Origin of the sequence: Anaerovibrio lipolyticus DSM 3074 (assembly GCF_900141865.1) — a bacterium.
Taxonomy (GTDB): Bacteria; Bacillota; Negativicutes; order Selenomonadales; family Selenomonadaceae; genus Anaerovibrio; species Anaerovibrio lipolyticus.
In genome coordinates, this window is record NZ_FQYW01000003.1 from 37,268 (window position 1) to 58,569 (window position 21,302).

A 21,302-nucleotide genomic window follows, 5' to 3' on the forward strand; every position below is an offset into this window, starting at 1 on the left:
TCCTTTCTGCTGATTTTTATTTCTCCATAAGCCACTTGGCGGCGTCAATTGCATGATAGGTAATAATAATATCGGCACCAGCCCGTTTCATGCTGGTAAGTGTTTCCAGCACAATGCGCTTTTCATCAATCCAGCCATTGGCAGCAGCTGCCTTCACCATGGCGTATTCGCCACTTACATTGTAGCAGGCCACTGGTAAATTAATGCGGTCACGAACCTTGGAAATAATATCCATGTAGGCAAGAGCAGGCTTCACCATAATAATATCAGCCCCCTCTGCCAGATCCAGCTCCACTTCCTTCATGGCCTCACGGCTATTAGCTGGATCCATCTGATAAGCACGGCGATCACCAAATTGTGGTGCAGAATCCGCCGCATCACGGAATGGGCCATAATAGCCAGAAGCGTATTTCACCGCATAGGACATGATGGATACGTTGATAAAACCATTTTCATCCAATGCTTCACGAATGGCTGCCACGCGACCATCCATCATATCTGATGGGGCGATAATATCTGCGCCGGCCTGGGCCTGGCTTACAGCCACCTTTTGGAGGAGCTTCAACGTAGCATCATTATCCACATAGTGGCCACAAAGCTGACCGCAATGACCATGGCTGGTGTACTGGCAAAGGCATACATCGCCGATAATAACCAGCTCTGGCACTGCTTCCTTGATAGCCTTAATGGCCCGCTGAACCGGGGAATTCATATCCCAGGCACTGGAACCAATTTCGTCCTTGTATTCCGGAAGACCGAATACCTCCACAGAGGGAATACCCAGCTCATAAATCTCCTTGGCCAGCTTCACTGCCAAATCCACAGAATAGCGGTAACAGCCCGGCATACTGGAAATTTCTTCCTTTTTGTTTTCCCCTGGAATAACAAACATTGGGTAAACAAAATCCTTGGCAGAGAGGTTCGTCTCCCTAACCATGGCACGAACATTTTCACTGATACGCATACGACGAGGGCGCAGCTTCTGCTCAATCATCAAAATGCCTCCTTCAGGGCCTCCACAAGGCCGTCAATAGTATATTCCTTGGCCTCAACGCTTACAGTAAGGCCATTTTTCTTCATGGTTTCGGCAGTAATCGGGCCGATGGCACCCAGCTTCACCTTGCTAAGGAGATCCGTATCTCCCCCAAGCAGCTTGAGGAAGTTAGTTACAGTGGAGGAGCTGGTGAAGGTTACGGCATCAATATTGCCTGCTGCCAATTCCTTCTTGATTTCCTCAGCATCTCCATCTCCCATAACTGTTTCATAGGCTGGAACCACATCAACCTCCGCCCCGGCTTTTCTAAGAGCCTCTGGAAGGATTTCCCTTGCCTCTACTGCTCTAGGAATAAGCACTTTGGTGCCATCTTTAATCTCGCCCTTAAGGGCATCAATAATGCCCTCCGCCTGATAGCGATCTGGTACTACATCAGCCACCAGACCATGGGCCTTCAATGCATCTGCTGTAGCAGAGCCTATAGCACAAATTTTGGCACTAGCCAGTGCTCTGGCATCCTTACCAGCCTTATCCAGACGCTGCCAGAAGTGCTCTACACCGTTGGCAGAGGTGAGAATAAGCCAGTTATATTTATCAAGGCTCTCAATAGCCTTGTCCAAAGCCTTGTAATCATCTGATGGGGCCTTAATGGAAATAGCAGGCGCCTCCATGCACTCTGCCCCTAACTCCTCCAGCTGGAAGGTGAGCTTGGAAGCCTGAGCCCGAGAACGGGTCACCAAAATTTTCTTTCCAAAGAGCGGCTTCATGGCCACATTGTCAAACCATGCCAAATCCTTCCGCAGATTTACCACATCACCCACAAGGAAAATGCATGGTGGCTTAATGGCTTCCCGCTTGGCCATATCCGCCGCATCATCCAGGGTGCTGGTCCACACCTGCTGCTTCAGCTTGGTGCCCCAACGGATAATGGCAATAGGAGTAGAGGCTGGTCTGCCGTTTTCAATGAGCTTTGAAGTGATCTTAGGCAGGTTGGCCACACCCATGAGGAATACGAGAGTGTCCGTGGCCTTGGCCAGCTGTGGCCAGTTAATGTCAGAGGTTTCCTTGGTAGGGTCCTCGTGGCCGGTGATTACGGAAAAGGATGCTGCTACCCCGCGATGGGTAACAGGAATTCCCGCATAGGCTGGTACTGAAATGGCTGATGTAACCCCTGGTACCACTTCAAAGGGCAGATTGTTTTCCTTCAGAAGCAGGGCTTCTTCGCCACCACGGCCAAAGACAAATGGGTCGCCACCCTTAAGGCGTACTACAGTCTTGCCCTCCTTGGCCAAATCCACCAGAAGCTGACAAATTTTGTCCTGGGTCATGGTGTGCTGGCTGGAGGCCTTGCCTACGTAGATGTATTCTGCATTCTTTGGGGCGTACTGAAGGATTCGTGGGTCTGCCAGACGGTCATATACAACGGTATCGGCTATTTTAAGGCAATCCACTGCCTTTATGGTTAAGAGGCGATAGTCTCCGGGACCGGCGCCAACGAGAAATACTTTTCCTGCCATATTGTTCTCCTTATGTTATCTCCTTAATATTGGCAGATAACAGTTGCCTATCGCAAGAACAGGTCACTAAAAATATTTTTTACAATTATTTTAATAGCGATAAAAATTATAACTCGCTACGCTCAAACAAATAATTTTTATCACTAATGCAGGTATGTAAAAAATATTTTCTTAACGTGACCTGTTCAACCGCGCTAGTCAACTGTCATTTGCCACTTCATGTACTATAATTATCACTTAATAAAGCGGGGGAATTTTTCGCATGAAGCCGAAAATGCTTCACCGCTTCTTTTATCTTTATTACAGCTCTATACCTAGCTCTGCAAGAACTGTTCGGCCGCCGGCTTCCAGAAGACGGTCTGCCAGCTGCTGGCCTATAGCTTCTGCATCAGCTGGCTGGCCCATGATGTGGTCTCTGTAGACCTTGCTGCCGTCCAGGGAGGCTATAACCCCCTCCACATTGAGGACGCCATCATTCATGGTGCCGTATACGCCCACAGGGACCTGACAGCCACCCTGAACACGGTTTAAAAAGGACCGCTCGGCCTTGGTGCAAGTCAGTGTGTCATCATCGTTAAGGAAGGCCACCAGTTCATTGACCTCTTTGTCATCAGCCCTTGACTCCACAGCCAGAGCCCCCTGGCCCACTGCCGGGAGACAAACCTTCTTGTCCAGCACATCGGTAATTCGACTGCCAAAGCCCAGACGCTTCAAGCCAGCCGCAGCCAAGATGATGCCATCGAAGTTTTCCTCCTCCAGCTTTTTCAGACGGGTATTTACATTTCCCCGTAAATCACAAATGGTAAGGTCCGGCCTTGCACTTAGGAGCTGGGCCTTTCTTCTGAGGCTGGAGGTACCGATTTTGGCCCCCTTAGGCAGCTCGCTGAACAGCTTATATTTAGGACTTACCAGTACATCTCCCGGGTCCTCCCGCTGGGTAACTGCAGTTATCTTCAGTCCCTCAGGCACCTCCACGGGCATATCCTTCAGGCTGTGTACTGCTATATCAATATCACCATTAAGCATGGCCGTTTCCAGTTCTTTGGTAAAAAGTCCCTTACCACCGATTTTAGCCAATGGGGCATCAAGAATTTTATCCCCCTTGGTGGTCATAAGCACCCTTTCCACCACCAGACCCGGATACTGTTTTCTCAGTCTATCTGCAATGTAATCCGCCTGCCACAGGGCCAACTGGCTGCTGCGGGTGCCGATTACGATTTTTTCTTTTTTATTGTCACTCATCTATGGATTCCTCCTGCAGCTTAAACAGCTTGCGGATGGCAAATTTCAGCACTCTTTCCCGCGAGGTGCCTGCTGTATTATTAACCATGCGCATAGGATCCCGAAGCATCTTGCGCACTATCATGTGGGTCATTTTATCAACAACCTTGTATTCTTCCTCTGTGAGCTCCGGCAGCTTCCGCATGGCTCTCTTCAGCTCCCACTCCCGAATAAATTCTGCCTTGTCCGTGAGCTGAGCCATAACCGGCTGCATGGAAAGGTAGTTAAACCGCTCCAAGAGAGCGTCCACCTCTTCCTGAATTATACGCTGGGCCCTGACGGCTTCACGCTGTCGCTCGTGGAGATTGTCATCCACCACAGCCTCCAGGTCGTCAATGTTATAGAGCTTCACCCCCGCAAGACAGCCCACATCCGGCTCCACATCCCGCGGTACAGCAATATCTATTAACATCAAGGGCTTCCCCTGACGGGCTGCCATAACATGGACCATTTCCCGCTTGTAAATAACATAATGGGGAGCACCGGTGGAGGTTATGATAATATCCACCTTGTCCAGAAGCTCAAACACATCATTAAGGTCCACAGCTATGCCACCGTACTTATCTGCCAGCTGCTCTGCCCTTTCAATATGACGATTGGCCACATAAAGGTTCTTCAAGCCATGGCTTATAAGATGGGTGGCTGTAAGCTCCGCCATTTTTCCCGCACCAAAGAGCAGAACACTGCTATTGGAAAAATCTCCAAAGGTACCCTTTGCCAGCTCTACTGCCGCATAGCTGACAGATACTGCATTAAAGGCAATTCGGGTTTCGGTGCGCACTCTTTTGCCCGCAGCAATGGCCCTATTGAACATAAGATTCAAAATAGTACCAGTGGCCCCTGCAGTCTGGGCAATGGCATAAGCATGCTTCACCTGGCTGAGAATCTGTCCCTCACCAATAACCAAAGAATCAAGGCTGGCGGTAACCCGCAGCAAGTGCTCTATGCAGTCCTCATCCTCATATTTATAGGTGTAGCGATGGAAAAACTCCTGGGAGCATTCCGTTTTGTTCAGATCCCCCCAAAAGCTGGCCAAGGCGTTGCTGCATCCCCGGCTAACCACCGCATATATCTCACTACGATTGCAGGTGGAAAGGACCACGGCCTCGTGGAGATGCTCATATTTATATAGTTTTTTTAGGCCCTCCCGGATAGTCTCCGGGGACAGGCTGAATTTTTCCCGCACTTCTACGGGGGCTGTTCTGTGGTTAAGACCCAGCGCGATTAATTGCATTCCTGATTTCATTTTTCGCCCTATCCAAATCCTGATTGTAAATTAATTCTATTATTTCTGGTGTCAGCGCCTGACGCCAAATTTTCTGTCGCTGTTGGGAGGTGGCAGCCTTGTCTTCTTTTTTTTCGTGGATAAGCTCCTGACGGATGCTGTTAATAAAATCTGCCATTTCCCCAAAGCCATGATGATACCGCTTTTCCAGATCCTGTCTGAGTAAGCGGGTATAGGCGGGACTGGCCCCCTCACTGGACACGGTAAATTGAAGTCTTCCCCGATTTACCACACCGGGAACCGTAAAATCGCAAAGCTCCGGCTCGCTGGCCACATTCACCAGAATACCAGCCGCCTTGGCATCCATTGCCGCCTGACGATTCACATCACCGTTATCCGTGGCACAAAAGACACAAAAAAAGCCTTCCAGCAAATCCTTACTGTAAGTCTCCTGTTTCCATGTAATTTTATTCTCCCGGGCCCAGTCTTGAATTTCACTGTCCGCCTCAGGGGATATAACCGTTATCCGGGCGTTATTTTCCAGCAGCCTGCCAATCTTTCTGCAGGCCACCTTACCGCCACCCACCACGGCACATTTTCTGTTATCAAGCTTCAAATTGATTGGATACATTTTATCCTCTTCAAAAAGCAATTAAATGAATCATATTCATCTTTATAATTATACACCACTCACGGGCAAATTAAAAGAGCCACAGCAGGCGGTGCCATGGCTCATAGGTTGTCTTAGTCAAGTTTCATGATATTATGCTTCAAAACATAAATAAGGGCCTGAGTACGATCATTAACATTCAGCTTACGGAAAATGTTGGTAAGATGGTTCTTAACTGTCTTCTCGCTGACAAACAGGGCCTGAGCAATGTCCTGGTTGCTGAAGCCCTTGGCAATGCAGGACAGCACATCCAGCTCTCTGGCGGTAAGGCGTTCACCGCGACCAGTGCGCCACAGCTCCTTGGCCTTCTCGTTAATATCGTCCTCCACACAAAGGCTGCCGAAAATGCGCTCCTCCAGCTCAGGATAAATATAGGCGCCACCCTCATAGACGATGTGAATGGCCTTAATGAGCATATCCGGCTCCACATCCTTCAGAAGATAACCAGAAGCACCATTCTTCAGCATTTCCAATACATAATTGTCATTATCATGAATCGTCAGGGCAATAATCTTGGTATTACACTTGGCCGCTTGAAGCTGGCTGGCTACGTCCAAGCCATTCAGCCCAGGCATATTGAGATCCAGTAATAAAATATCGGGCTGCAACACCAAAGTCCTAGCCAATGTCTCCTGTCCGTCCTCTGTTTCTCCCACAACCTCAATATCATCTTCAAAATTTAACACTCTTTTAAGCCCCTGTCTCAAAAGAGCATGATCATCAGCAATTAACACTCTTATCGCCATTGTAATTCCTCACTTCATTCACTACAAAAAGTGTAGCCACTCATTACTTCAACATTATACCATATTTGAATTATCTGTTGAAGGTTTTTCATATAGCCTTTTTTTACTATCTTTTATCATAAGACCTTTGTTCTAGTGGCCTCACAAAATTGTGGCCTTAATGAATATGGTGAGTTCCTCCTCCGTCACTTTAGAGGAGGTTACCTTGAAAAGGTTTCCCAAAATAGGGATATCTCCCAAAAATGGAATCTTTTGAAGCTGCTTAATCTCCTCCCTGCTAATGAGACCACCGATAACCAGAGTTTCCCCGTCCTTGAGTCTCACTCTGGTCTGGGCTGAGCGCTTTTGAAAGCTGTAGGCATTCATTTCCTTTACATAGCTTGGGGCACTGACCTCAATATTCAGCAGGGAATCAATATAGCCATCCTCGTTTACAAAGGGACGGCACTGCAAAAGAATACCAGCCGGCCTGTATTTTATGGAGGTAGTGGTGGTGGTATTTGTAATGGAAACCTCAGGGACAGGAACCTCTCCACCAATATTTATAACCGCCTCGCGCCCCTGCATGGTGACGATATTTGGTCTTGACAGCACCTTGGCCTTGCCCTTGGAAATTAATAAATCCAATGTGGCATCATATGTAAAATCATGGGGAATTTTAGTCCACTCCCAGGTCACCCCCAGCTTCTCCAGATCCTCCCGCTTCATAGCCACCACCTTGGCTTCCAAAGCCACCTGAGGTGCCGGAATATCCACCCTCTTTAAAAGCTGACTTATTTCCCTGGCTTCCTCCGGAGTACCATATACCAACAGAGAACGAGTATTAATGTCCACCTCCACCCGGGGATTTTTGCTGATATTGCTGCCACTGTTACTGCTATTTCCAGCCACATCAACCCGCTGGGAGCTTTTCCCTGATTCCTTATTGATATCATTGCTGATGGCATTTTCAGATGCTTTTCCAGACTTGGTCTCCTTGTTTTTAGCTGCTTTTTTCGGTTCCGTTAAATACTTGTTTTGAAAATACAGCTCCGCTTCCCTTTTAAGCTCCTCCAAATCCCCATAGGCAACCGGTATCACATGGACCTGCCCCAGCTGGGACACAATATTTTTCCCCCTGCCAATTATTAAAGTACCTTCCCGCTCACTGATGCTAAGACCACTGGCCAGCACGATTTTATCAATGGCCTCCCGTGGAGAGATATCCTGAAAATTTACGCTCACATGGCTGTCCGCCCCGCTATCTATAATCACATTAATATTACCTTCCCGGGCCGCAAAGCGGATAAGCTCTGCTGCACTGCCATCAGCCACCCGCATGGACAGGGCTTCACCCCTGGTATAAGTACCCCAAAATACATTCATCAAGGCCATGACCAGCCCCATAATTATTATCTTTCTACCCACATTATTCTCCCCTGTACATTCACCTTAACACTGTTCTCTCCCACTGCCTCCACGAATATATTGTCCACCACATCTCCCGTTGACAGCATATATTGACTTCCACCGTACTCCAGCAACACCGCCGGACCACTGCTCCCCTCCACAATACCTTTTATCCTGGGAGCTATCCCTTTCGGAGCTTTTTTATCCTTGGCTTCCTTCGTATTTTCCCTGGAAGGATTTTTCCCGTTGGCATTTCTGTTGTCAGCTTCTGTTATACCACTTTTCTTAAATTTATCTCGCCGCCCCTGCCTTCCTTGTCCTTCCTCAAATGGATTATTCAGGCCCTTAAACTCCTGAACCTCCTTCATGCCCTTTATTTCCTTAAAGCCGCCTTTGACAGCCTCCTTTTCCTTGCTTACAGTTCCCTCCGAAAAAGCAGTAATGGCCTGAGAAGAGTCTCCCAGGCCATCAATTACCGTAAATACCGGAAAAATAAGGGCGCAGATGACTGTAAATAAAGCCACCCGCGCCAGCATATTTTCCTTCAGCAATGTCATTAACTGCAATAAATGCCGGCCAGCCTTTTCAGCAAGGGATTGAATCATTCCCTGCATTTTTGCCTCTCCTTTTCGACATATTATGCTGACAGAAAAACCATGCAAAAGGATACACGCTTGCGAATTTCTGCCATATAATACTGAATTATTTAGTTTAAAGTTTATTGTATACGATTTATATATCCGCTATGACAAATCACTTCTTCAGTGCCTGCAGACTTGGCCCCATAATGCGCTTATAAGCCTCAACACCAGGCTGATTGAAGGCATCCACATCTGCCAGCTCGCCCTCGTAAGCAATGGTCAAAGCCAGCATATAAAGGAGCTCGCCTAAATGATAGGCATCCAGCTTTGGCAGTGAGAACAGGGCATTGAAGCGGTTGTTGGAAGCCAAGGCATCCGCATTGGACTGACGGGCCACCTCCAGAGCCTGACTCATCTTTACGCCGGAAATATCAGCCAGCTTCTTCACCTCTGGGAAGGAATTTGGAATAACAAAATCCGTATCCCAATTTTCCACTCTGATAAACTGAACCACCTTGTTCAGCTTGCCCTCCTGATGCTGCTGGGTCTGAGCGTGCATATCAGTGGTACCCACAGCCACAATAGGGGTACGGCCATAGTACACGTCCTTGCCGTTTCTGTCCACCTGCTTGCCAAGGGATTCAGCCAACAGCTGAATGTACCATTCGGAAACAGATTTCAGATAATCACCATAAGGCATCATAACTTCCATATCGCGGCCATATTTCTCAGAGGCAATATATTTCAGCACTGCATTAAGGAGAGCCGGATTCTGCCATACATCTTCGTTCTGGCAGGCAATATCCATATCCTTGGCACCATTGAGGAAAGCCTCAATATCAAAGCCGCATACGGCCGCCAGCACAAGGCCAACATCACAGAAAATGGAGAAGCGTCCCCCAACGCCATCAGGAACACTGTACTGCGGCCAATTGTTGTCCATGGCCAGCTTCTTCAGGATGGTAGGCTTTTCCTCGTTAGGATCAGTAACTGCAATTACCTCCACCTCGATATCCGGGTTCTTCTTCAGCTCCTCATAGATAACCATGAAATTGGACATGGTATCCAAAGTGCCGCCGGATTTGGAAATAACCATCAAATCCACCACCAGCTTGCGCTTCAGATGGGACTTGGCAATACGGGCTGAACGCTCCAGCTCCTTGATTAAATCCCCGGTGCGACGTGGATCAATGTTGTTGCCGCTGAAGTAAATCTTTGGCATACCACCACGTTCCTCAGTGGTCATGGAATTCCAAAACTCGCCACACTGAACATCAAAAATAACCTTGTCCCCCAGATAGGAACCGCCAATACCCAGGGATACCACCGCATCCACACGATTCTTTACGGAAGCAGTCAGCTCCTTCAGATGCTTGATGGAAGCCGGAGAATTGAGATGTCCCTCCTCCACATAAGGCAGCTGGGAGAAATAAACCTTCTCCGGAGTGCCATCCTTGGACAGATGACCACGGATAATGCCCTCTTCGCGCATTACCTTGATAGCCTTGTTGGCTTCATCAATCTTGCCAGCCAGTTCCTTTACGTCATCCTTGGTAACCTTACCTTCACCTACCAGATTGCCGTAATCAAAGGTAAAACCGGATTTTAATTTTAACTCCATAGAAAATCCCCCCTATAAGTCTTTCACCTTATATATTTCTCTATTCAGTTCAAAAGTCCTTGTTTATTTTGAAATTATTTGTTCCCTTTTTAGTTTTCGAATATTTTTCTTCATCCTGCGAAGGGTATAATAGTAGGCCACAGCCAAAGGAATACAGGAGCCAAACCAGGCTGCAGGACTGGCAATGGTGGCCCCCCAGAAGCCCAGTGTATCCACGAAACACAGACCCACGATAGCCCTCATAACCAGCTCCATAATACCCGCAAAGGTTGGTACAAAGCTCTGTCCCAGTCCCTGTAGGGTATTACGATAAATAAACAGCAGTGCCAACACAATATAGCACGCAGAAGTGGTTACCAGATATACCTGCCCCAGCTCAATTACATCAATCTCCTCAGACCCCACAAAAAGCTCCATGAAGTTTGGACCAAAAATAACAATAAATATCCCCACAAGAATACTGAAGGCTCCGGACATGAGGATACACTGGTTTACGCCTTTTTTTATGCGTGCAAATTTTCCTGCGCCATAATTCTGTGCCGTATATGCCGCCATGGCAATACCAAAGGACATCATTGGCATCAGGGCAATCATTTCCACCTTCTGGGCCGCCGCAAAGGCTGCCACTGCCACAGGCCCAAGGCGATTCAGGGCCATCTGCACAATAATGGTACCAACGGCAATAATCGAAGTCTGAAAGGCCATTGGCAAGGCAATGACCAGATGCTTTTTCATAAAGTCCCAATTAAGATACTGCCAGTCCCGACGGCGAATTATCAAATGAGGAACCCTTTTCCAAATGTAGGTAACCACAATTACGCCACCAATGAACTGGGACACCAGGATGCCGTAGGCAGCTCCCGGGATACCCCACTCAAAAACCAGCAGAAACAAAGGCTCCACAATAATATTAATAATAAGGGCTGTGGCCAAAATATAGGTTGGAGCACGGCTGTCCCCCAAAGCTCTAATGAGATTTGCCTCCAGCATGAAAACCACTGTAATCGGGATACCAGCACAGACAATGGAAATAAAAGCCACTGCCCCCTCCAGTATTTCCGGTGGCGTATCCATAAATACCAAGGCATCCCGCGAAAAGACGTAGCCGATTACCGCCAAAACAAAGCCAACCGCCAGGCCCAGCACCAAACAAGCGGCAGCACTGTGATGAACTCCCTCATAATCCTTGGCACCAAACCGCTGACCAGTAAATATGGAAAGTCCCGATGACAGGCCGATTATAAATCCCACTGTAAGAAACATGATACAGCCAGTACATCCCACAGCTGCCAGGGCTTCAACCCCCAAAAAACGACCTACTATCAGGGTATCAACAAAGCTGTATAGCTGCTGAAAAATATTTCCGCCAATTAGCGGCAAAGTGAAAAACAATATTAGCTTTGCAGGACTACCTTCGGTTAATTTTTTTGTCATTATAAGACCTTACTTTCTATGATTATCAATAACCCAGATACTGCGTCACCACGCTTCTGAGCTTTTTCTGCATATAAATTACACTGTCGCCCAGGGCATCTGCATTTGGACGGAGCTTATTCATATTAAAGCTCTGGGGCCGATTTGTGCGAAAATCTGCTGGGGCAGGAATAACCTCCACTCCCTCTTTTTCAAAATTCAGCACCGAGCGGTCCATGTGAAAGGCAGAGGTTACCAAAATTGGCCTATTCCAGCCATGTTGTCTAATAATTTCACATGTAAATATGGCATTTTGCCGTGTATTAAGACTCTTATCCTCGATAAATATTTTATCCTCCGGAACCCCCAGAAGCATCAGCTCCCGAGTGGCAATATGGGCTTCGTTGCCGCTGTCGTCATAAACCTGGCCACCGCTGACAATAACGGGAAATCCAGTCTTTTTATACAGCTGGGCCACCAAGACCATACGACTGGCCGCCGCCCCGGAAAGAGTGCCTTCACCACCTAATGCCGGTGTTCCGGACAAGGCCCCACCACCAAGCATCACAATACAATCACCATTAAATTTTTCTGGCATAGAATACTTATTTTCCAAGGAACCTATAAGTATCCCTGAAATCCAAAAGGTGGACAGCAGATAAAATACTATTGTTACCGCCCCGACTACGGAAGCAGCCCTTTTCTCATTTTTCCGCCAAAGCCATATTCCCAGCGCCAAGAATATTAGAATAAAAACTCCCGGCGGCATGAGAAGGCTAGCACCAAATTTTAATATATAAATCATAATGCGCTCCGATAAAAACTTTAAGAATAATTATATAGGCAGGGGGCTGCTGAGTTGAACATTGAGTCCCAGTACGTTAAGAAACTTTTTATTGCTATACCTTGATTATAGTGGGAAAAATCATCTGTTTGAGCGACGCGAAGCTGGTCCTTTAGGACGAAGCGAGTTATGATTTTTGCCACTATATAAGAGCAAGAAAAAGTTTTAGGGCTGGGACGGCGTGAAGCTCAACAGTCCCCTGCCTATAATTTTCCTCTTTTTTTAGAGGAAAAATATGAACAACTACGTTATGTCGAGAAAACCTATGCCTCGACGAAACGTCAATAAAGAATTTTTTCCTCTAAATAGAGGAAAAATATGAACAACTACGTTATAATATACCATAAGTGAGATAATATGGTTATCATATTGTGTAATAAAGGAGAGAAAGAACTATGCAGACATTAACAAGCAACATCGTAAAGGCTGAGAACAAGGCTGGCGGCAAGGGTACCATCACCATTGAAAAGCTCCTGGGAGAAAAGGAACTGGGTGGCAACGACATGTTCGCCAAGGTTACCATTCCACCTGGATGCTCCATTGGTTTCCATGAGCACCATGGCAATGCTGAGACCTATCACATTCTTCAGGGTGAGGCTCTCTACAATGATAACGGCAAGGAAATGACCATCGGTGTAGGCACCACTACTTACTGCCCTGACGGGGAAGGCCACGGCATCGAGAATGCCTCCTCCTCTGGGGATCTGGTATTTATGGCTCTGATTTCCAAGACTCTGTAATTGATTGCCAAATTCATATTAAAACTCAAAGCCCGCTCTGCACACCGCAGAACGGGCTTCTCTATTTGCGTAATAGCAACGGGCAGATGACAGTTGTCTGTCGCAAGAACAGGACTCTAAAACTATTTTTTACAACTATTGTAATAGCAATAAAAATTATAACTCGCGTCGCTCAAACAAATAATTTTTATCACTAATGCAGGAATGTAAAAATTAGTTTCTTAACGCGACCAGTTCAACCGCTCCAATCAACTGCCATCTGCACTTTTTATTCACCGCTATTTTTCTTCTTCAATCAAAGGAATCATCAAAATAAATTTGGTGCCCTTCCCTAATTCGCTGTCCAGAGAAATACCAATATCGTGGTTATCCGCAATCCACTTGGCAATGGAAAGTCCCAGCCCGGTTCCCCCTGGCTGCCCTGCAGCCTTGGTTCGGGAGCTGTCCACACGATAAAACCGCCGGAAAATCTTTTCCCTGTCCTCAGGGGCAATACCAATACCATTATCTGCAATTTCCAGGCACATATAGTGGGGCATCCCATGGCTGTCAATGGTGATTGTACCACCCTCAGGTGTGTATTTTATACCATTTTCCAGGAAAATTCGGATAAGCTCCTTCATAATGACCTTGTCACCCATTATGTAGCCTTCCTCGTTGCGAAGAAGCTCCACTGTATGGTTGTTGGCGGTCAGCTTCAGCTTCTTATAAACATCCTCCACCAGTTCGCTAAGCTCCAAAGGAACCTTGTTTACTATCTGGCGGTTCTGGTCAGCCCTGGCCAAAAACAACAGCTTTTCTATAAGCTCCTGCATATCCTCTGCCTCAGTTTTTATGGCATTAATCCCCTCATCAAGAGTGTCCGCATCAGAATGACCCCAGCGGCTCAGCATATCAGCATATCCCTTAATTACCGTAACCGGAGTTCGCAGCTCATGAGAGGCATCAGAAACGAAACGCTGTTGAAGCTTAAAGCCTTCCTCAATTCGGTCCAGCATCCTGTTGAAGGTGGTAGCCAGCTCCGTCATTTCATCATGGCTTGGAGGCACCTCCATACGGGTACTCAAGTCGCTGACCTCAATGGTTTTGGCTGTAGCAATAAAATCCCTGAGAGGCCTGAAGGCCCGCTTTATACCGATGTAAACGATCAGCACAACCAATAAAATACCTATTGCACCACCTAAAATGAGACGCTCCTGCATCTTGGCCAGCATTGGCCGCTCAGCAGTAATAACACGGCTAAAAATCAAGGTATAGTGATGCCCCTTGTAGTCCATAGGAACCTCATGATAATAAATCATAAAATGCTTCAGCCGCACCAGCTGATATTTATCGGAAGTCCAAAACATTTTGTCATCAGTAAAATTCTCCCTAAGCCTGTCCACCGAAGCAAAATGCCTGTCCGTATCGTACACAATATTGCCATTCTCATCGGCCACCCTCAGTACCACTCCCGGAAGCAGTACTTCCTCCGTGGCCTCATGGGGTTTTTCTGCCGCCTGACTCATGAATTGTGGGTCATTCATTTTATCCAGAGCTATTTCCACACTGATGGTCATTTCCGTCTCGGCCTGATGGTAAATTATATAATACATACCAATAACCGAGGCCATACAGGCACAGCCCAAAAGAATGGTGATAACCGCGGTGTAAATCAGGGTAAGACGGGTGGAAATTTCCCATTGCTTTGGATAATTGATGATTCTTTTCCAGAGACTAGTCTTTGACGACATAGCCTACCCCCCGCATAGTATGAATGTATTTTTCATTAAATTTATCATCCAGCTTGGCCCGCAAATAGCGGATATAAACGTCTACCACGTTGGTATCCCCCATATAGTCATAACCCCAGACCTGGGAGAGAATCTGGTCACGGGTAAGTACACTGCGCTTGTTGCGTATAAGGTATTCCAAAAGGTCAAATTCCTTTTTGGTCAGCTCCACCAGCACATCATCCACCATAACCTCGTGGCGGGCTATATTCATGGTGAGATTTTTCAGCTTCAGCTCCTCACCGTTGGACGTCTCCCTGGAATGCTCAGGGGCAGTATGTTTTCTGAGGGCAACCCGCATACGGGCAAAAAGCTCTGGGATGGCAAACGGCTTGGTCACATAGTCATCAGCACCGATATCAAGGCCCTGGACCTTGTCATTTACGTCATCCCGGGCAGTAAGCATTATAATCGGCACATCTGAAAGCTCACGCACCTTCTTGCAGATTGTAAGGCCATCCATATCCGGCAGCATCACATCCAGCAGCACCAAATCAAAGTCACCCTGGATAATGCGCTCATAGGCACGGCTGCCATTGGATTCCGTCTCAGTTTCAAACCCCTCATGCTCCAGCTCCATTTGCAGGAAACGGGCAATGCGGTTCTCATCCTCCACTATAAAAATCTTTTTTCCATCTGCCATATTCATACCTCTCTAAATATCAACTTACTTAACGTATTTCTGACGGAACATTTCAATAAAGTGCTGACAACTGCTGGAAAGAGTGCGACTCTTCAGCCAAGATACAACAGTATGGGTATAGATTTCTGCCTCCTCAAGATGCTTGAACACGATATCATCAGAGCGCATCAGACTACGGGCAGATAATGGAACCAGGGAAATGCCTATTCCCCGCTGGGTCCACAGCATATTCTGAATCTGGCTGTCGCTGACACTTAAGATATTTGGCTCAAATTTTGCCTTCTGACAATGGGACATAAAGGCGGTTTTCCAGCGAAGAGGCACCAGAAGTGGCTTGTCCTTCAGATCCTGAATATGAACAAACTCGCTCTTGTCGTCATCACAGAAGCTCTTGTGCATAGCCAAAACCAGTGGCTCATCCGGAAGGATAATGGACTCATAGGACGCGTTATCCACCTGGGTGCGGGTAATGGCAATCTCAATAATATGACTGTCAAGGAGCTCCAGCATACGGGCACCCTCACCCTCCCATACCTGGAAGGTTACCAGTGGATACTTTTTGGTAAAGTCCTCCACCAGCTCCGGAATGAGCATGGAGCCCGATGAAGTAATGGTCCCCAGCTTAATTGTTCCAGCCACCCCAGAGCCAATATCAATCAGCTCCCTCATGGTGCCGTCCACCATGCCCAATATGTGCTTTACCCTGGAATAGAGAAGCATTCCCGCATCAGTAAGACGAATACGGCGGCTGCCACGCTCAAAGAGCTTTACCCCCAAAGAAGTCTCCAGACGCTTCATCTGACGGCTGAGTGCCGGCTGGGCCACGTTAAGTCTAATGGCCGCGTGACTGATATTGCCTTCTTCCACAATGGCGTAAAACGCCTGCATGTCTTTAATTTCCATAAAATCATACCTTCCGCAGTATATAATATATTACATATATAATATATACTTTTATGCTTAGCTATGCAAATTTATTCCAAAAATATTTCTTTTCCTGCACAAAATGTTATAGTTATATGAACATTCTCATCAAAAACTGTAATATCTGCCATTTTGCCGACCTCTATAGAGCCTAAATCATTTTCCATACCGATGGCCCTGGCCGGAGTTCTGGTGGCACATTCCACAGCCTGCCATACAGGAATATGAATATTTTGAGCATAATTATATATAGCTTTATCCATAGTTAGCACACTGCCGGCAATGGTACCATCCTCAAGGACAGCCCTTTGTCCCTTAACAAAAACCTTCTGACCTCCCAGCTCCGATTCCCCATCCCCAAGGCCACAGGCCCGCATGGAATCAGTAATCAGAACTGTCCGCTCTTTTCCCTTTACTTTATGTACTATGCGCTGAGCGCCCGGGGACACATGAATATTATCCGTTATGAGCTCACAAAAAGCATCGGAATCAAAGGCCGCTCCCACCACTCCCGGGTTACGATGATGAAGTCCCGTCATAGCGTTAAAGAGATGGGTAATATGGGTTACCCCCTGGGTATTGATGGCATTTATAGCGCAGTCATAATCTGCCGCGGTATGCCCCAGGGACACCCTTATACCAGCAGCACGGCATTTACTTATAAAATCACTGCCGGCCGGAAGCTCCTCAGGGGCGATGGTTATAAGCTTTATCACATCACTGTATTCTTTTATCAAATCGAAATCGGCCTTTCTAATATGGGATGCCTTCTGGGCTCCCTTATGGCTTTCACTAATAAAAGGCCCTTCCATATTAGCCCCCAGAATTCTGGCACCATCCCTGTAGGATGTAGCCTGACGAACAAGATTAAGTGCCGCATTCACCTTGGGCATATCATAGGTCATGGTGGTGGGCAGCATGGAGGTTACCCCTGTAGATGCCTGAAAAACAGCCATACGACGAAGCCCCATTTCCCGGCAATCCATTGTATCCGAGCCTACACAGCCATGAATGTGAAGATTTATAAATCCCGGAGACACATATTGTCCCTGGGCGTAATATACTTCCTCAAAGGAGCCTCTGTCCCGCGTATCAAATTCTGCCTTATTAATTATTTCAAGTATTCTGTCCTCAAAGATAACTACCTTGTCCAGCTCCACCCGAAAGTCCCCATTTGGACCTGGAGTAATCAGTTTGCCATTGACAATTGCCTTCATATTTTCACCTTAATTTTTACCATTTTATGTTATATAATTAAACTCATCATTGAATTAACAAATAGTATAATTAAAATATATCACGATATAGGAGGATTTTCTATTATGAAGGGATCTGAAATTCTTGCCCACGTGGACCACACCTTGTTGAAGCCAACAGCCACCTGGGAACAAATCAGGGAGCTTTGCCAGGAGGCCATTAGCTGTAAAACCGCCTCTGTTTGTATTCCTGCCAGCTATGTGGCGCCGGTTCACAAGGAATATGGAGATAAAATCAACATTTGTACCGTTATTGGTTTTCCTCTGGGGTATGACAGCAGAGAAGCAAAAATAACTGCCGCTGAACAGGCCGTAAAAGATGGCGCAAAAGAAGTTGATATGGTCATCAATATTACGGATGCCAAAAATGGAAGCTTTGAAAAAATCACCGAAGAAATTGCTGAAATAAAAAAGGCCGTGGGGAATAATATCTTGAAGGTTATTATCGAGGTATGCTACCTTACAGATGAGGAAAAGAAAGCCCTGTGCAAATGCGTTACCGATGCCAAGGCAGACTTTATTAAAACCTCCACAGGCTTTGGAACAGGTGGCGCCACCCATGAGGATATTAAGCTCTTTGCCGCCCACATTGGTCCAAATGTGAAGATGAAGGCTGCAGGTGGTATCCGCACCCTGGAGGATATGAAGCAGTATTTGGCTGAAGGCTGTGAGCGTATTGGTGCCAGTGCTGCTGTGGGGCTTCTAAAGGATAAGATGAATTCAGAGGTTTAATAAAAATTTAGCTCTGGCTTCAACTGCTCCAGTCAATCGACCTCGCCACTTCCTTAAACAATAATCCAACTAAAAAAGACAGGTAAGAATTCTGAGGTGCCCTCACAACTCTCTACCTGTCTTTTAATTATGCATCTTAATCTAAGGTTGGATGTGCCTTTACGTACTCTACAGGACGACTCCAGTCCACGTGAACCTCGGTGTTCTCCCACAGTCTGGTGAGCACGGTCTGGAAGCTCTTTACGTCTGCCAAAGGATCGAAGGTCTCCTCGGTGAAGTCCAGTAATGACTCGTGAGGCACCTTGATTACATGCTTCTCGCTGAGGAACTTCTCAGCATCAGCCACGGCCTTTTCATCGTCCAAAAATACCTTTACGGTCTTAGCCTCGGTATCATATTCTACCCAGCCATTAACTCCACGGCAGCTTACAGCTACGCTATATATTTTATCGTCCATTTTATTTCTCCCTTAAAATATATTCAAAATTAACTACTCATATTGACGTTAATATTATACTACAAAAGTCAATTTTGGCTAGCATTAATTCAGCTTTGAATCAGAGGTATATACCGCCACCTTCTTAAAGTAGCGATCATTTATCTCCATTACCTCCTGGGCTGGCATACGGTAAAACTTTACACGACCGGCCTCCAGTGGCTTTGGCAAGCCGGAAGGCTTGGAAATCTCAATCCAACGATATGGTGCAGGATTCCCCTCCTCATCCTCATCGTAATAAAGGGTATCCTCCGGACGTGGTTCCTCAGTGCCATCACACATTGGGAAGTTCAGCTTAATCTGTTCAATAAACATAAGGCAGGTTTCCTCGGACATGTCCAGAGTACCTTCCTTGGTTTCATCGTCACCATTATAGGCTGCAATAAAAATAGCCTTACCCCAAATAATCTGGTCACTGTCAGCACCTGGGAAGCGACGGTTTGGCTTCATTCCCAGAGCTGCCGCCAAATCATTAACCAGAATAAACAGGGAAATTCCGGGCTGAATCTGGAAAAATTCCACAGCACCATAGTTGCCCTCCAGAGTATCCTTGATGGCCTCATCATGAGGACCGTGAGCTGCCGGCAGCTTGATAATAGACGGGTCCTTGCCTGGTTCTATCAATATGGCACGCATCAACTGCTGGTTACTCATCCTTGTTTATCTTCCTTCCTAAATTTCAGCTTTTTTGGGTATTTTTTCTACATATAAAAAAGATTCTACTTTGTATGCTATTTTGTATATAGTAACTATAATTTTACCACACTATTCTTTAATCTTACCCACCTTTTAACCATTTTGTCAAGTCTTGTTATTCCCATAAACCTATGGTATTATACAGCTAAAGAGGGATAATCTTCTTTGACCGTAGCTTCCATTCATCGTCTAGCCGACTCTTTTTCATAAGGGAATCTGATTTTGTGCAGCAGATGCTGGATCGTCTCCGAACGAATAGCAGAACCTGTTACTTAGGATACCCACTTTAACATACAGGTTTAGCCTGTTGGACTACGGCATATGCGGACCCCGCTTTCGAGGAGCTGTTACTTCGGTAGCAGCTCCTTTCTTGTTCTTAGAAAGTTAATTATCCTTATCTTCCTGAAGGATATTCTTTTTTCTATCCTGTGACATACGACGGATAGCCTCCCGCATCTGAGCCACATTTTCCTCCATGGAAAGTTCAGGGAAAAATGCCCGTACAGCATAAATCTGCTCCTCATTGTTATTGGCCACCACCACACTGACACGGTCACCCATAATACGCTTCACCTGATGCATTACAAGACGCAGATGCTCCGAATCCGTCAACAGAATATATTTATTGGCAATATCACTATGGGCCGCATTGACGATTTCCTCCACTGATGGTCCCGAAGGATCACTGCCGTCAATAATAACCATGGCCCCGGCCTCCTGGAGCTTCTGGGCCCATTCATCATTTTCCGCCACAGTCAACAGAGCCTGCGGCATAATGCAGGCCTGCTGCACCATGGCCATGGCATGAGGCTCTGCCATAATGTTAATATGAATCTCTCCCACATGGCCCCAGGCAACAGCACGTTCCAGAATAGTGCCGGGATGCTCGGAATGAACATGAATAAAGATGGTCTTAAAGCGGCGTTCCACCACCACAAAGTTACCAATCTCCTGAAGCTCCTTCTCAATAAGAGGCACTGACAGCTTGGGATTTGCCACCAAAAAGCTGACACAATAAGGACGGGCCTTGTCATGGATAGGGCTTACTATTCCCCGGGCCTCATACATTTTCTTTCCCACATCAATCGGTGGTAAGTTTAAATCTCCCTGGAGTCCCTTTAAGCAGCCCTCCAAAAATACCTGCAAAATCTGCTCACCACAATCCTTATGGGTAGAGTTATTTTCGCTGCTGGCCTTAATGGCCGCCAAAAGAATATCGCTGATATGCTTCCCGGATTTCACCGCATCATGGGCACCCTTGGCCACCACCTTTGAGGCCACAATTATAGGACGATTCTTTTCCTCGGGCACAGCCTTTTGGGCGTAGAGAATACCATACTGGAACGCCTTGCCAAACTCCTGGGAGGTGGCAGTGTATTTTCCTATAAGCCCCTTGGCAAGCCCCCTCAAAATTTGGGAAACAATAACCCCCGCATTTCCACGGGCACCCAAAACGGACGCGTCTGCAACGCGCCTGGCCAAGCCACCAATACTCTCATTTACCGCCTCGGTCAAAGGAATCACCGCCGCCCCCATAGTACGCAAAACATCGGAGCCCGGCTTACCGGAGTAGAAAAATGCAGAGGATTCTTTTACGACATTTATATTTTCAAACTCGTTGAGAAACTCCCCATAAGCACCCAAAACCATGCGCTTATAGTCACTTCCCGTTATCATTTCTCCTGTATTATCGTTATCAATCGTGTCTGCCATTTTTAGCTAATGCCTCCATAAAAAGCATAGTGACTTTATTCACTCATAA

20 protein-coding genes are annotated in these 21,302 nt (G+C 46.7%); 2 read left to right on the forward strand and 18 right to left on the reverse strand.

The genetic code is table 11. The annotated features are described in order from the left end of the window. Positions 1–16: 16 nt before the first annotated feature. The 11 genes from hemB to B6K08_RS00245 all read right to left on the reverse strand — a co-directional run bounded on the left by hemB (position 17) and on the right by B6K08_RS00245 (position 12,242). Positions 17–994 carry a porphobilinogen synthase gene (gene hemB, locus B6K08_RS00195; RefSeq protein ID WP_080325151.1) on the reverse strand — a complete coding sequence of 326 codons (978 nt, stop codon included), beginning with the start codon at positions 992–994 and terminating at the stop codon, positions 17–19. Continuing rightward, positions 994–2,511, reverse strand: coding sequence for a uroporphyrinogen-III C-methyltransferase (gene cobA / locus B6K08_RS00200; RefSeq protein ID WP_080325152.1), 1,518 nt, complete (start codon positions 2,509–2,511; stop codon positions 994–996). Before cobA ends, hemB begins: the two co-directional genes overlap by 1 nt. 300 nt (positions 2,512–2,811) lie before the next feature. Then, a complete protein-coding gene (hemC, locus tag B6K08_RS00205) occupies positions 2,812–3,753 on the reverse strand; it encodes a hydroxymethylbilane synthase (protein ID WP_080325153.1) in 942 nt (313 codons plus the stop codon). Then, positions 3,746–5,026: a glutamyl-tRNA reductase gene (hemA, locus tag B6K08_RS00210; RefSeq protein WP_039206940.1), complete on the reverse strand. Its 1,281-nt coding sequence runs from the start codon at positions 5,024–5,026 to the stop codon at positions 3,746–3,748. Before hemA ends, hemC begins: the two co-directional genes overlap by 8 nt. Beyond that, the gene (locus B6K08_RS00215) at positions 5,001–5,648 is read right to left on the reverse strand and encodes a precorrin-2 dehydrogenase/sirohydrochlorin ferrochelatase family protein (RefSeq protein WP_039206904.1); all 648 of its coding nucleotides are present in this window, start codon (positions 5,646–5,648) and stop codon (positions 5,001–5,003) included. The genes hemA and B6K08_RS00215 overlap by 26 nt, the downstream gene beginning before the upstream one ends. A 113-nt stretch (positions 5,649–5,761) precedes the next feature. Beyond that, the gene (locus B6K08_RS00220) at positions 5,762–6,433 is read right to left on the reverse strand and encodes a response regulator (protein WP_027396814.1); all 672 of its coding nucleotides are present in this window, start codon (positions 6,431–6,433) and stop codon (positions 5,762–5,764) included. 141 nt (positions 6,434–6,574) lie between these two features. Further along, positions 6,575–7,840, reverse strand: coding sequence for a type II secretion system protein GspD (locus B6K08_RS00225; RefSeq protein ID WP_052211956.1), 1,266 nt, complete (start codon positions 7,838–7,840; stop codon positions 6,575–6,577). Continuing rightward, positions 7,825–8,436 carry a hypothetical protein gene (locus tag B6K08_RS00230; RefSeq protein ID WP_039206907.1) on the reverse strand — a complete coding sequence of 204 codons (612 nt, stop codon included), beginning with the start codon at positions 8,434–8,436 and terminating at the stop codon, positions 7,825–7,827. The genes B6K08_RS00225 and B6K08_RS00230 overlap by 16 nt, the downstream gene beginning before the upstream one ends. Before the next feature lie 139 nt (positions 8,437–8,575). Beyond that, positions 8,576–10,024, reverse strand: a complete 1,449-nt coding sequence (locus B6K08_RS00235) for a glucose-6-phosphate isomerase (protein WP_039206910.1) — start codon at positions 10,022–10,024, stop codon at positions 8,576–8,578. Between the two features lie 63 nt (positions 10,025–10,087). Beyond that, entirely contained in the window at positions 10,088–11,458 is a 1,371-nt protein-coding gene (locus B6K08_RS00240; RefSeq protein ID WP_039206912.1) for an MATE family efflux transporter, read from the reverse strand. A 25-nt stretch (positions 11,459–11,483) separates the two neighbouring features. Further along, the gene (locus B6K08_RS00245) at positions 11,484–12,242 is read right to left on the reverse strand and encodes a YdcF family protein (protein ID WP_080325154.1); all 759 of its coding nucleotides are present in this window, start codon (positions 12,240–12,242) and stop codon (positions 11,484–11,486) included. 434 nt (positions 12,243–12,676) lie between these two features. On the opposite strand from B6K08_RS00245, the gene B6K08_RS00250 reads away from it, so the two are divergent. Further along, positions 12,677–13,021, forward strand: coding sequence for a cupin domain-containing protein (locus B6K08_RS00250; protein WP_039206918.1), 345 nt, complete (start codon positions 12,677–12,679; stop codon positions 13,019–13,021). A gap of 278 nt (positions 13,022–13,299) precedes the next feature. Here B6K08_RS00250 and B6K08_RS00255 read toward each other — a convergent pair whose 3' ends face one another. From B6K08_RS00255 to nagA, 4 genes are all read right to left on the reverse strand, one after another. Beyond that, a complete protein-coding gene (locus B6K08_RS00255; protein ID WP_080325155.1) occupies positions 13,300–14,754 on the reverse strand; it encodes a sensor histidine kinase in 1,455 nt (484 codons plus the stop codon). Next, a complete protein-coding gene (locus tag B6K08_RS00260) occupies positions 14,738–15,436 on the reverse strand; it encodes a response regulator transcription factor (RefSeq protein ID WP_080325156.1) in 699 nt (232 codons plus the stop codon). Before B6K08_RS00260 ends, B6K08_RS00255 begins: the two co-directional genes overlap by 17 nt. Positions 15,437–15,460: 24 nt before the next feature. Continuing rightward, the gene (locus B6K08_RS00265; protein WP_027396806.1) at positions 15,461–16,339 is read right to left on the reverse strand and encodes a LysR family transcriptional regulator; all 879 of its coding nucleotides are present in this window, start codon (positions 16,337–16,339) and stop codon (positions 15,461–15,463) included. A 71-nt stretch (positions 16,340–16,410) separates the two neighbouring features. Then, positions 16,411–17,577, reverse strand: a complete 1,167-nt coding sequence (nagA, locus tag B6K08_RS00270) for an N-acetylglucosamine-6-phosphate deacetylase (protein WP_080325157.1) — start codon at positions 17,575–17,577, stop codon at positions 16,411–16,413. 105 nt (positions 17,578–17,682) lie between these two features. Between nagA and deoC the strand changes: the two genes are divergently transcribed. Beyond that, positions 17,683–18,348, forward strand: a complete 666-nt coding sequence (gene deoC, locus B6K08_RS00275) for a deoxyribose-phosphate aldolase (RefSeq protein WP_080325158.1) — start codon at positions 17,683–17,685, stop codon at positions 18,346–18,348. Positions 18,349–18,484: 136 nt separating this feature from the next. Here the strand turns inward: deoC and B6K08_RS00280 are convergent, their stop codons facing one another. The 3 genes from B6K08_RS00280 to B6K08_RS00290 form a co-directional block, all read right to left on the reverse strand. Continuing rightward, a complete protein-coding gene (locus B6K08_RS00280; protein WP_080325159.1) occupies positions 18,485–18,805 on the reverse strand; it encodes a hypothetical protein in 321 nt (106 codons plus the stop codon). A gap of 84 nt (positions 18,806–18,889) precedes the next feature. Beyond that, a complete protein-coding gene (locus B6K08_RS00285; protein WP_039206935.1) occupies positions 18,890–19,498 on the reverse strand; it encodes a DUF3846 domain-containing protein in 609 nt (202 codons plus the stop codon). A 426-nt stretch (positions 19,499–19,924) separates the two neighbouring features. Continuing rightward, positions 19,925–21,253, reverse strand: coding sequence for a DAK2 domain-containing protein (locus tag B6K08_RS00290; RefSeq protein WP_080325160.1), 1,329 nt, complete (start codon positions 21,251–21,253; stop codon positions 19,925–19,927). Positions 21,254–21,302: the final 49 nt, after the last annotated feature.